This is a genomic window from Flagellimonas oceani (assembly GCF_011068285.1).
Classification (GTDB): Bacteria; Bacteroidota; Bacteroidia; order Flavobacteriales; family Flavobacteriaceae; genus Flagellimonas; species Flagellimonas oceani.
The window spans coordinates 4076551-4088813 of the sequence record NZ_CP049616.1 but is presented as its reverse complement, the minus strand read 5'-3'; the positions used below and the strand labels follow the sequence as shown (position 1 = coordinate 4088813).

Below are 12263 nucleotides of genomic sequence, written 5' to 3'. Positions count from 1 at the left end.
ACTTGTCAGGTCGAGCGCAGTCGATACTTCGACCAATTTGATTTCACCTCCCACACTCAGTAGTTGATGATACTGCTATGCCTTATTTTTCAGAAACTTACCTCTCCATCAAACAATTTTTCATTTTTTTCACCCCCTTTCTGTAACCTTTCTTAATTTCCTGACTATATAAAGTAAACGCCAACTAAAAAGCAGCATTTGGAAACACTTTCAGATGAAATGATCATGCAAAAAGTATCCGAGGGCAATTTGGATATGCTCAAGATACTTTTTGACCGGCACCACAAGCACGTGTACAATTTTCTGTACAAAATGTCCGGTGACAAAATGTTGGCAGAAGATCTTACACAGGATGTTTTTTATAAACTGATCAAGTATCGGAACTCCTATAAAAACGGGTCTTTCTTGTCGTGGATGTTCACCATAGCACGCAACAGCTTAAAAACACACTACACAAGAAACCATAAGAACCATGACGATATTGAGGTTTTGGCCTACAAAGCCGGGGACGAGGAAAACGACCTGAGCGAGAACAATGCCCACCTCCAATATGCCTTGAGCCAACTGGACCCATACGACAGGGAACTTGTGATTTTGAACCGATACAAGGAAATAAAGTACGATGATCTAGCGGAAATTATGGGAACTACGCCCGGAGCCGTAAAAACAAGAGTGTGCAGGATCTTAAAAAAATTAAAGAATATCTATTTAGAAAGTATATAGCCATGGAAAAACAACAAGTTTTTGAACTAATACCGGACTATCTGGATGGAGCATTGGACGCAACACAGAAAGCGGAATTTGAAAAACATATTCAACAATATCCAGAGTGCAAGAAGGAACTGGAGCAGATGAAAGCCTTTTTAAACATTTTTGATGAAGAAGTTCCCGCTCCTACGGACAGACTTAAAGCCAAATTTGAATCGGCTCTGGAACAAGAAAAAATCAATCAGGGGAAAGTCGTTCAAATACATCAGAGAAAATCATCTAACTGGACAGGAAGCGTTTTGAAAATTGCGGCCAGCATTGCCCTTTTGGTCGCGGCCTTTCAAATGGGAAGCCTTTTCCAACAACGAAAAGTGAACGAGGACATTGCACAACTTCAGGACGAAACAAATCAGATGAAGCAAACAGCCATGTTGTCGTTGATGGAAAATCAATCCGCAAGCAAACGTATTCAAGGGGTCAACTATATCGAGGAATTTGAACAACCCGATGAGGCCATCATCCAAGCACTGGCCAACCGCTTGCTCTATGACGAGAACGACAATGTTCGCATGACCGCTTTTGAGGCATTGGTGAAATTCACCTCCTCCGAAAGGGTAAAGACCACCTTTATCAAAGCCTTGGAACAAGAAAAAAACCCGAGTATCCAAGTCGCCATTATTCAAGCTTTGGTACAGATCCAAGAGAAAAAAGCGGCGGAACCCATGAAAAAATTATTGGAGAAAGAAGATACCCAACCCTTTATCAAGGATCAAATCAGGGCAGTATTGCCAAGTATTACATAAACATCAAAAAACGAAAATCATGAGAAAATTCACATTTATTTTAATGGCCCTTTTTATGGGCGGCATTGCCACAGCGCAGAACGATTACACCAAATCCCTAAATGGCATCCAATGGGTGAAAATCGAATCCAAAAACGATATTGTGGTAAAAACCCACAGCTCCAATGAAATTTTGATAAAATCGGGGCCGGAAGTAAAAACACCCGAACGCGCCAAAGGTTTAAAATTGGTCGGCGAAGGCGGTACGGACAACACCAATGTTGGTTTTTCTGTGGTACAGGACGGCAACACCTTGATCGTTTACAACCTACGCAAGAGCAAAGGCGCGGAAATCTATTTGCCCGCTTCACAGAACATTGCCGTAAAAAGCACGTGGAACGGAGATATCGAAATCGATGGTTTTTCCGGCGAGATCGAAGCCGATGCGCAACTCAACGGAGGGGTGAAATTATTGAACGTTAACGGGCCGGTGACCGCCAACTCGTTGAACGGCGAACTCGAAGTGACCTTTGGAAAAGTGACCCAAAGTTCTCCAATATCCCTGTATTCCACCAATGGTGCGGTAGATGTAAGCCTGCCCTCTAACACCCCGGCCAACTTGGCGCTGAGCACGCTCAACGGAAATGTCTACACTGATTTTGACGTAAAGTCTGAAGATAAGAATGGGTTGAAATCCGTTTTGGGCAGGGACATTAAAGCATCCATCAACGGTGGTGGCGTTAAAATTTCCATGAAATCCACCAATGGAAATATGTACCTCAGAAAGAAATAAACATCAATTACGTAATAACATCAAAAAATCGAACAGTCATGAAAAAAATCATCATCACAGCATTTGTAGGGTTGGCTACGCTCACTTTGAGTGCACAAAAAATCATTGAGAAAAATTTCAACTATTCAGGACAGTCCATTGACCTTGACGTAAAATTCGCCAATAACATCGAGGTAAAAACTTGGGATAAATCCACCGTCTATTTTAAGGCGGACATTACCATTGAAGATGGCAAGTATCTGGATAAATTTAAATTGGATATTGACGAAAGCGGTAGTTTTTTGAGCATTGCCTCCAATGTTGAAGACGTTTTTGACGCTTTTAAGGAGGAATGGAAGAAAACCCGCCCCGATAAAAAAGGCTATTATTTTGAAGGTGACACCTATGAGTTCAACTACGTCCTGTATGTACCGAAAGGAGCCACGTTAAAAGTAAGCAGCATCAACGGGGACCTTCAATCCGAAATCATGGAAGGGGACTTTACCGTGGAGTTGATCAATGGGGACATCGACATCAAAAAATACAATGGTGATATGGATTTACAGACCATCAACGGTGAAATAGACTTGGTGATGAAGGACTCCAGGTTGACCGCAGAAACCATCCATGGGAACATTTATGCCGATGAGGGTATGGAACTTACCGTAAGCGACCGCTATGTGGGCCAAAAAGTGGAAGGGCGTTTTGACAGTGCCACGCATCGTTTAAAATTGAACACCATCAACGGGAACATGTACCTACGGCTTTAAATCAAATTGGAAACAAAGGAATAGAGCAGCAAGGCCCAACCGGCAACCAAAAGCAATCCTCCAAGCGGGGTCACCGGGCCCAAAAAGCGAGGCTTGTTGCCTTTTGCCGCACCCCAACAAAGGGCATAAATGCTAAAGGAAAACAGTAAGGTCCCAAAGATAAAGCAGTTGACCATCCACGCATCCAGCGCTTTATCAAAATTTAAATTAAAGCTCAGCACCAAAAGTACGATAGCGTGATACATTTGATATTTGACCCCTGTCTCAAAACTTTGAAGGAGCTCTGGGGTCAATTTCTTTTTTAGGACATGGGCACCAAAAGCACCAAAAATTACTGCCAAAAGTCCATACAGCGCTCCCATAAGCTGGGCCATAAAAATTGTTCCCATAAGTTATAGATCTATATGTATTTCGTGGTCCGAACTCATTGTAAAAGCACATTCCTTAAACTTTGGCGGACCAAAAGTCTTCATCTTGGCCTTGGAAAAGGCAACCTTCTCTTTCGGAATGCCCAACCAATTGGTATCCAGTTTTCCATTATCGTTCTCATCATGGAAAATGGCCAGCGCATATTCGCCGGAAGGGAGATCCGAAATATGCAATACTACACTTCCCATGTCGGCATTAACGCTATCCGACCTTAAAACCTGATCAAAGGACAAAAAGCTCTCATCTGAGTCGTAGACCGCGACTTTAACGCTCCCATGATCGGAAGGTACATTGTTCACCTGAATGGACAGGATATTCTGAGCAAGGCTAAAAAAAGGCAAAAACAGTAAAAAAATAAAAATCTTCATATTTATTGGATGCCTTTGGCCTTTTCCTGGTTGTTCAACAATTCCATTTGCAAAATTGCGAATAATTCCTCGGTTTTCAGACTGTCCTTAAGATTCAGGTATATTTTCAGGGAATCGTGGTGCACCAACTTTATTTTCTGTTGATAGAGATCGTCCACAAAAACGTAGACTTTCGTGTCTGTAATGGAATCCTTGAAAACCCCTTTTTCCCTTTCCATCCAAGAAAACCCGCTGGAGCGTTCCATTTCGGGGAGTTTCTCCACAAAAAGCACGCTGTCCAATTCTGTCAGAGGTATTTTTTGATAATAAATGCCAGAGAAGATTTTCAGGTTGCCCTCTTCGATTTTGTGCCAGTTTTTATAATGCTCCACAAAGGCAAGCACACAAATAACCAAAGTGAGAACAATCAACACGTTCCACAACCAATGTCTTTTTTTTGATTTCATAGTATTTCTCGAAAAACCTGTGCCCAAATAAACAATGCGTCGCAAACAAAGGTAATTAATAGAACAACATAGGAATCCGTACAATATTGCGCCCTAACTTATTATCTTTAAACAAACCATTGACCATGCCGACCATTTTCAGAAAAATACGCAGAGTTCTATTGACAGAAAATAAATTTTCGAAGTACTTGCTGTACGCCTTTGGTGAAATTGTCCTAGTGGTCATTGGAATTTTGCTGGCCCTACAGATCAATACCTGCAACAATGAAAAAATCCAGGATGGCAAGGAACAGTTTTACCTCAGCGAAATCAAATCCACCCTCGTTCAAGATTCGTTGGCAATAAAGCACGTATTGGAATACAACATCAAAAAGCAAAAAGTAATCGGCGAAATGATGGGCATTTTTTCCGATACACTCAACAATATGGAACGTCTTGCAATATTGGACCAATCTACGGATGTATTCGTGGACTACCGCCTTTTCGAGCCCAGTGCCACCACCTTCAACAATATGATCTCTGCGGAAACAATCAGTGTCATCCAGGACAACCAACTTAAAAATATGCTGACCAATTATTATGAATACAACTATGCAGAAGGTCTCCAAGAACGTTTGGTGCAAATGAATCGAAAGGTTGTGGACGAGGCTTTTCCCGAATTCTTCACCCGAGAATTCGCCAAAGCCCAACTGAACCTGGATACAGAACTAAAACCCATTGATGAAGTGGAACTGCATAAAAGTTCTGTTTTTCTTTCCGATCTTTACGGCATAAGTTATCTTATCAATATGCAGGATGATTTTCTTAAAACCACCTTGTCCAAAATTGATAGGCTCATCAAAAAAATAGACCAAAACATAGACTAGCTATATTTTACCCTATGGATTTTACAGGAAAAAATGTATTGATTACAGGTGCATCTCGAGGCATTGGAAAAGCAACCGCCGTGGCTTTTGCCCAAAAAGGAGCCAAAGTGGGCATCAATTATCGCAGTAATGATGAAGTGGCCCATCAAACTTTGTCAGAATTGCCGGGTGAAGGCCATCAACTCTTTAAAAGGGACGTCTCCCAAAAACAAGAGATCGAAGCGCTCATTGAAGATTTTGTAAAAGCCTATGGCCAACTGGATGTTTTGGTGAACAATGCGGGCATTTCCGTTTTCCACGAAATTGATGAAGTTGATTTTGACCATTGGACCAACGCTTGGGAAAAAACTTTTGAAACCAATCTTTTTGCCGTGGCCAATCTCTGTTATTGGGGAGCCAAGGCCATGATGAAAACCGGAGGCGGACATATCGTAAGCGTATCCTCTCGGGGTGCGTTTCGGGGCGAACCCACAAAACCAGCTTATGGGGCCAGCAAGGCCGCATTGAATTCGATGAGCCAATCCCTTGCCAAAAAACTGGCACCGCACCATATTTATGTTGGCGTTGTTGCCCCCGGATTCACCGAAACCGAAATGGCCAAAGAAACCCTAACCCCGGCCGAGCGGGAAAACCTGCTTCGCGAATCACCCTTTAAACGAATGGCTCAGCCCGAAGAAGTGGCCCACGCAATTCTATTTTTGGCATCTTCGGAGGCAGCCTACTCTTCAGGAACAATCATAGATGTGAACGGAGCTTCTTATTTAAGATAATCGATTATGAAAGCAGCCACCGTTGCACAGCTCAAAAAAGAACTCCAATTCAAGTCGCAAGAAGAGATCATGCAACTCTGCCTACGTTTGGCAAGATTCAAAAAGGAGAACAAAGAACTGCTCACCTACCTGCTTTTTGAATCCGACAGCGAAGAAGGGTATATCGAAACGGTGAAGGAAGAGGTGGACGATATGTTCGACGACATCAACATCAACAGTTATTTCTACATCAAAAAGAGTGTTCGAAAAATCCTGCGAACCATCAAAAAATACATTCGCTATTCGGGCAACAAGGCTACCGAGGTGGAATTGTTGTTGTATTTCTGTGAAAAAATGAAGTCGTTTCGGCCATCCATCAACAGAAATACCACACTAAAAAATTTATACAACCGACAATTGGAGTACATCAACAAAAAAATCCCATTGCTTCACGAAGACTTGCAACACGATTATGGGGTGATTCTTGAAGAACTAAATCATTAAAAAATGTTTGAAAGTGATGATGAAATGGATGCCAATAGCGATGAATTTGAAAAAATGCCCATTTACAAAAAAGGATGGGTGATATTTGATTTGGCAGATAAAATAGCATCCCTCGCAAATGACGAAGAAGAATATGCCTCCCTGCCCGAAACCGAGTTGGGCCTCTTGCAGCACCATGCCGAGCAATTGAGAAATGATGCCATGCTCATTTGTCCGAAAATAGCAGGTGCCGAAGGAGGCGATCTTTATGCAATCCGAATGGAGAATGCAACCATCATTCGAAAAGCTGGCCGCGAGATTCAGACAGGCTGCTCAGGTTTGGAAATGTGGGGGTTCAAACACACGGAATACCTGGAGTTGTTACGGCAGGAAATTGAGGAATTCCGAATCTTGTTTGCCGAATGGGTACAGACTTTTGACCCTTGGAACTATACATTGGACCGCTGGGGTCTATTTAATCCGCCCGGAGTCAACTTTGATGATCCAGATCTATAACACTTCATCTTTACATGTCAAAAAGATTGAGTAAATTGTGTCTTTAACCTAACTACTCATAACCAACCTTGACATCATGAGAATACCAAAAACCCCTTTGATGACGTGGACGCTACTTTCCATGTTTTTTTCAACCTTTTTTATTTACGCACAAAATGCATCCCCCATTACCATCGACACCAGTTTTTACAGCGGTTTTGAGTGGAGGAACATTGGACCCAACCGAGGCGGGCGTTCTTTAGGTGCTTCGGGAAGTCCATCAAGACCCAACGAATATTATTTTGGAGCCACGGGAGGTGGTTTGTGGAAGACAATAGATGGAGGTAATACATGGAAATCCGTGACCGACGGCCAGGTAACCAGTTCCTCCGTAGGAGCGGTGGCCGTTGCCGAAACCAATCCCGATGTGGTCTATATCGGGATGGGTGAAACGCAATTGCGGGGAAGCATCACCCAAGGTGATGGGGTGTACAAAACCACCGACGGTGGAGAAACCTGGACCCATCTAGGGCTTGAAGAAACCCAAGCCATTTCAAGAGTTCGCGTAGATCCCACCAATGAAAATATTGTTTACGTTGCCGCTTTAGGACATCCTTATGGAGAAAATGAAGAACGTGGCGTTTTTAAATCCGTGGATGGAGGCAAAACTTGGAAAAAAGTCCTTTATGTAAGCGACAAAGCTGGTGCCGCTGATTTGATCATAGACCGAAACAACCCCAACGTACTCTATGCCAGTACTTGGCAAGTGTACCGTAAAGCTTGGAAAATGTGGGGCGGTGGTCCAGACAGCAAACTGTGGAAATCCACGGATGGCGGTGAAACTTGGACCGACCTTACCGAGAACCCCGGAATGCCCGAAGGGCCTATTGGTAAAATCGGTGTGACCGTCTCTCCAGTCGATTCCAACCGTGTCTGGGCCATTGTGGAGGCCAACGAAGGCGGTGTTTTTCGTTCTGATGATGCCGGGAAGACCTGGGAGCTCACCAACAACGAACGTAAACTGAGACAACGAGCATTTTACTACTCCAGAATTTATGCCGACCCCAAGGACAAAGATGTGGTATATGGGTTGAATGTGGATTTCTATAAATCCACCGATGGCGGAAAAACCTTTGATGTAGAAATAGAACCCCCCCATGGGGACAACCACGATCTTTGGATAGACCCGAACAATCCCGACAGAATGATCAACGCCAACGACGGTGGAGGTGTGGTGAGCATCAACGGAGGAAAAACATGGACCGAACAGGATTATCCAACTTCGCAATTTTATCATGTAATGGCCACTAGCGACGTACCTTACCATGTAGCGGGAGCCCAACAAGACAATACCACTTTGGCCATGCCAAGTGATGGCTGGGACTTTATGCAAGCTAGGGGACCAAGTTCCGAATGGTACTACGCCGTTGGTGGTGGTGAAAGCGGCTGGATCACACAAAGCCCTACCAATCCCGATATTTTTTATGCAGGAAGCCAAGGCGCACTTTTGACACGCTACGACCGTAGCAACGGCCAAACCCGTGACATTCAAGTGTACCCGCGATTTTTCTCGGGGGAACCAGCAAGTGCGTTGCCCGAGCGCTGGCAATGGACCTTCCCCATCATGTTCGCTCCCAAAGACCCGAACGTAATGTACACCTGTTCCCAACACGTTTGGAAAACCACAAACGACGGTCAGACTTGGGAAAAAATCAGTCCGGACCTTACCTATGCCGACCCGGAAACTTTGGGCAAAACGGGAGGAATTTTAACCATGGATATGAACGGGCCAGAGATTTATGCCACCGTATTTGCTTTGGCGCCATCCAATCACGACATCAACACCATCTGGGCCGGTTCTGACGACGGCAAAATTCACATCACAAGAGATGGCGGGGAAAACTGGGAGGATATTACTCCAGAAGACCTGCCAAAATTTTCAAGGGTGAGCATTATTGAAGAATCCATCCACAACCCCGGAACTTTATATGTGGCGGCCAACAGATACCAAGTGGATGACAGGGCGCCTTACGTTTTTAAAACTCACGATTATGGCAAAACCTGGACGAAGATCATCACGGGAATAGCAGATGGTCACTTTGCTAGAGCGATTCGCGAAGACCATAAAAGAGAAGGACTATTGTTCCTGGCCACCGAGCACGGGGTCTATTTTTCCATAAACGATGGAGCTGAATGGCAATCGCTCCAACTGAACTTGCCCGATACCCCTATCCGGGATTTGGTCATCAAGGACAACGATGTTGTTCTGGGCTCCCACGGTAGAGGATTTTGGATATTGGACGACATTCAACCCTTTAGGGAATATTCAGAAGACCTAAAAAATCAGAAAAACGTGTTGTTTACCCCTACTGATGCCATCAGGGGTATTTACAATGCCAACTTCCAGTATTATTTGGAACAAGAGGTGGATACGGTCACTTTTTCCATTTTTGATGCCAACAACAACCTCATCGAATCGTTCGGAGGGAATCAACCAAAATATGAAGATGATGGCGGTTCTTCGTGGTGGAGCCGTTTTAGCAGCACCAAGCCCACAACGGCAAAAGGCATCAACACCTTTACTTGGAACTTAAGATATCCCGGGCCCACCACTTTTGATGGCATCATTATTTGGGGTGCTTCGGCCACAACCGGACCAAAAGCCCCTCTTGGAAGCTATACCGTCCAAATGAAAGTTGGGGAAGAAGTCATCAAGAGCTATCCATTTAAAATCGAAATGGACCCCAACCTCAAAGGAATTACGGCAGAAGACCTTCAAAAACAATTTGAACTGGCCTCCAAAATCACTGAAAAAGCAACCGTTGCCAACGAAGCGGTCATTCAAATACGAAGTATCCGCAAACAATTGGATAGTTTGGGCCAAGGTGTTTCCAGTAGGAAATTTACAAAGTTGTCCGAAGATTTTATGGAAACCTTGACTGAAATCGAAGAAGACCTTTATCAAACCAAAAACCAATCGGGGCAAGATCCATTGAATTTCCCCATCAAATTGAACAACAGGTTCAATGCCTTGCAAAGAAGCATTGAAAACGGAGATGCCAGACCAACGGATGCCGCCTACGTGGTATACGAAGAACTGACTGAAGAGTTGAACGGCCATATGGCCAAACTGAACACCGCTTTGGAGAAAGAGCTGCCAAAGGTGAATGCGCTATTAATGGACGCCAATGGGTCAAAAATAACTGTGGATTAACACCCACTTTTGATTATCCCAGACCTACATCCAAGGTCATCATTATAATAAATCCACCGATAAAGCCCATTGTGGCTATATCGGTGTATTTGTCTTGTTGCGTTTCGGGAATCACCTCCTCGACCACCACAAAAATCATAGCGCCTGCAGCAAAGGAAAGTGCGTAGGGTAAAATCGGCTCAAAGGTGAGTACCGCCCATGCTCCCAAAACACCGGCTATGGGTTCCACAATGGCCGAGGCTTGACCATACATCCAACTTTTTCTTCGACTGAGGCCGTGCCTACGCATGGGGACAGCAACGGCAAAACCTTCTGGAAAGTTTTGCAACCCGATACCCAAAGCCAAAGCCACGGCCCCACCAATTGTGGCACCCTCAAATCCAGAAGCTACCCCTCCAAAAAGGACGCCTACCGCCAGTCCTTCGGGAATATTGTGCAAGGTAATGGCCAAAACCAATAACGTGGTGCGGTGCCAAGGCGTCTTTACCCCTTCTGCCTCATCCATTTTAAAATTGATATGGACGTGGGGCAAAATCTTATCGAGTCCAAAAATAAAGCCCGCTCCCAATAGGAAGCCGACCGCAGCAGGAATCACTTTTACAAAACCGTCTCCGGGACTCATTTCAATTCCCGGTGCCAGCAAGCTCCAAAAACTGGCGGCGACCATAACTCCTCCGGTAAAGCCCAACATTCCGTCCATCAGGGCCCGATTGGGACTTTTGAACAAAAATACCAGACCTGCCCCCGCAGCAGTGAGCCCCCAAGTAAAAAGCGTCGCGTACAAAGCGGCCAAAACAGGGTCAATTTCTTGGAAATATTGTATTACTTCATTCATCAGTCATTCTTTTTTACATAGAGGTTAGACGCTATTTGATGTGATATCCGCATTTCCTTGCCATCCATTAGAATGCGAAGGGAATTGTCAAAATCTTCCTTGTCCAATATTTTGATGGTGTTCCCAAGGGCAATGTTGTTCTTGTCCAAAAATTTGAGAAAGGGTACTGAAGAATCCTTGACCCCAACACAAACGCCGTTGGAATTTATGGGCATTTCGCTGAGCAGTTTTTCATCACGCTCCTGAAACTTGCCATCTTTTGTGGGAATGGGGTCGCCGTGCGGGTCGTGTTTGGGAAAATCCAGAAGCTCATCGATCTTATCAATCAACTTTTCACTTTTGATGTGTTCCAGTTGTTCGGCCACCTCGTGCACCTCATCCCAAGAAAAATCAAGCTTCTTTACCAAAAAAACTTCCCACAAACGGTGTTTTCTAATGATGGACAAAGCGGTTTTCACACCCGTATCGGTAAGCGAGACACCTTGGTAACGCACATAATCCACCAAACCTTTTTCGGCCAATTTTTTTGCCATATCGGTCACGGAGGATGGTTTGGTCTCCATCTGCTCCGCAATAGCATTGGTGGTAATCGATTTGGAATCGCCACCGCCCAAATGAAAAATGGTCTTTAAATAGTTCTCTTCTGATCGTGTCATCAAAAAATATTTACTCAAAAATACATTTTTATTAAACAAAATCTATTTTTAGTTATGTCTAAAATATACAGGGCCATCAATTATCATGCTTATGCCAACAAATGATGTCCAATCCTATTAAAATTTTACTTGAATGAGCTAATCTACTCGGATGATGAAATTTACCTTTATCCAAAGTAGAATTTTAAACAAGGAACCCATGAAAATTTACAAAGCCATTAAAAAGGACCACGATATACAAAGGGAACTGTGCAATAAGATCAGTAACACATCGGGCGATACCAAAGAGCGAAAAGAGCTTTGGAAAAAACTAAAAAAAGAGCTTGAGGTACATGCCGTGGCCGAAGAACGATACTTTTATTCCCCTTTGGTGGATAGTGATGAAATGCAGGAAGATGCCCGACATGGCATGGCGGAACATCATGAAATGGACAAAATGATCGCTGAACTGGATGATACGGACATGAGTTCGCCACACTGGTTGGCAACGGTAAAAAAGTTGATTGAAAAGGTAGAACATCATCTTGAGGATGAGGAAAAGGACTTTTTTGATAAGGCAAAAGATCTTTATTCCGATAATGAAGCAGAATCTTTGGCGAAGAGTTACGAAGCCACGATGAACGAATATCGTAAAACTTGGCCCGACTCCATTCCCGGTCAATAAGCTCAATATTTAAAAAACTAGGGTAA

The 12263-nt window shown here is 43.9% G+C and carries 15 protein-coding genes; 10 read left to right on the top strand and 5 right to left on the bottom strand.

Annotated features, from left to right (window positions below; genetic code table 11):
* Positions 1-198: 198 nt before the first annotated feature.
* The 4 genes from GVT53_RS18515 to GVT53_RS18500 are packed head-to-tail and all read left to right on the top strand — an operon-like array spanning position 199 to position 3032.
* Positions 199-723, top strand: a complete 525-nt coding sequence (locus GVT53_RS18515; RefSeq protein WP_166249962.1) for an RNA polymerase sigma factor — start codon at positions 199-201, stop codon at positions 721-723.
* A gap of 2 nt (positions 724-725) precedes the next feature.
* Entirely contained in the window at positions 726-1511 is a 786-nt protein-coding gene (locus tag GVT53_RS18510; protein WP_166250538.1) for a HEAT repeat domain-containing protein, read from the top strand.
* A 19-nt stretch (positions 1512-1530) separates the two neighbouring features.
* Positions 1531-2283: a DUF4097 family beta strand repeat-containing protein gene (locus tag GVT53_RS18505; protein WP_166249961.1), complete on the top strand. Its 753-nt coding sequence runs from the start codon at positions 1531-1533 to the stop codon at positions 2281-2283.
* A 38-nt stretch (positions 2284-2321) separates the two neighbouring features.
* Positions 2322-3032, top strand: coding sequence for a DUF4097 family beta strand repeat-containing protein (locus GVT53_RS18500; protein WP_166249960.1), 711 nt, complete (start codon positions 2322-2324; stop codon positions 3030-3032).
* On the opposite strand, the gene GVT53_RS18495 is transcribed toward GVT53_RS18500, so the two are convergent.
* The 3 genes from GVT53_RS18495 to GVT53_RS18485 are packed head-to-tail and all read right to left on the bottom strand — an operon-like array spanning position 3029 to position 4275.
* Positions 3029-3421, bottom strand: a complete 393-nt coding sequence (locus GVT53_RS18495; protein ID WP_166249959.1) for a DUF423 domain-containing protein — start codon at positions 3419-3421, stop codon at positions 3029-3031. The genes GVT53_RS18500 and GVT53_RS18495 overlap by 4 nt on opposite strands.
* A gap of 3 nt (positions 3422-3424) precedes the next feature.
* Entirely contained in the window at positions 3425-3829 is a 405-nt protein-coding gene (locus tag GVT53_RS18490; RefSeq protein ID WP_166249958.1) for a DUF2141 domain-containing protein, read from the bottom strand.
* 2 nt (positions 3830-3831) lie between these two features.
* Positions 3832-4275: a hypothetical protein gene (locus GVT53_RS18485; protein ID WP_166249957.1), complete on the bottom strand. Its 444-nt coding sequence runs from the start codon at positions 4273-4275 to the stop codon at positions 3832-3834.
* Positions 4276-4400: 125 nt separating this feature from the next.
* Here GVT53_RS18485 and GVT53_RS18480 point away from each other — a divergent pair, with 125 nt between their 5' ends.
* The 5 genes from GVT53_RS18480 (at position 4401) to GVT53_RS18460 (ending at position 10082) form a co-directional block, all read left to right on the top strand.
* The gene (locus GVT53_RS18480) at positions 4401-5141 is read left to right on the top strand and encodes a DUF6090 family protein (RefSeq protein ID WP_166249956.1); all 741 of its coding nucleotides are present in this window, start codon (positions 4401-4403) and stop codon (positions 5139-5141) included.
* A gap of 14 nt (positions 5142-5155) precedes the next feature.
* The gene (locus GVT53_RS18475) at positions 5156-5911 is read left to right on the top strand and encodes an SDR family NAD(P)-dependent oxidoreductase (RefSeq protein ID WP_166249955.1); all 756 of its coding nucleotides are present in this window, start codon (positions 5156-5158) and stop codon (positions 5909-5911) included.
* 6 nt (positions 5912-5917) lie between these two features.
* Positions 5918-6394 carry a hypothetical protein gene (locus GVT53_RS18470; protein ID WP_166249954.1) on the top strand — a complete coding sequence of 159 codons (477 nt, stop codon included), beginning with the start codon at positions 5918-5920 and terminating at the stop codon, positions 6392-6394.
* Positions 6395-6397: 3 nt separating this feature from the next.
* Positions 6398-6889: a hypothetical protein gene (locus GVT53_RS18465; RefSeq protein ID WP_166249953.1), complete on the top strand. Its 492-nt coding sequence runs from the start codon at positions 6398-6400 to the stop codon at positions 6887-6889.
* A 76-nt stretch (positions 6890-6965) separates the two neighbouring features.
* Positions 6966-10082, top strand: a complete 3117-nt coding sequence (locus GVT53_RS18460) for a VPS10 domain-containing protein (RefSeq protein WP_166249952.1) — start codon at positions 6966-6968, stop codon at positions 10080-10082.
* Positions 10083-10095: 13 nt separating this feature from the next.
* On the opposite strand, the gene GVT53_RS18455 is transcribed toward GVT53_RS18460, so the two are convergent.
* Both GVT53_RS18455 and GVT53_RS18450 read right to left on the bottom strand, forming a co-directional pair.
* Positions 10096-10917, bottom strand: a complete 822-nt coding sequence (locus GVT53_RS18455) for a ZIP family metal transporter (RefSeq protein WP_166249951.1) — start codon at positions 10915-10917, stop codon at positions 10096-10098.
* Positions 10917-11573, bottom strand: a complete 657-nt coding sequence (locus tag GVT53_RS18450) for a metal-dependent transcriptional regulator (protein WP_205791763.1) — start codon at positions 11571-11573, stop codon at positions 10917-10919. The genes GVT53_RS18455 and GVT53_RS18450 overlap by 1 nt, the downstream gene beginning before the upstream one ends.
* Before the next feature lie 199 nt (positions 11574-11772).
* On the opposite strand from GVT53_RS18450, the gene GVT53_RS18445 reads away from it, so the two are divergent.
* Entirely contained in the window at positions 11773-12237 is a 465-nt protein-coding gene (locus GVT53_RS18445; RefSeq protein WP_166249950.1) for a hemerythrin domain-containing protein, read from the top strand.
* Positions 12238-12263 lie beyond the last annotated feature (26 nt).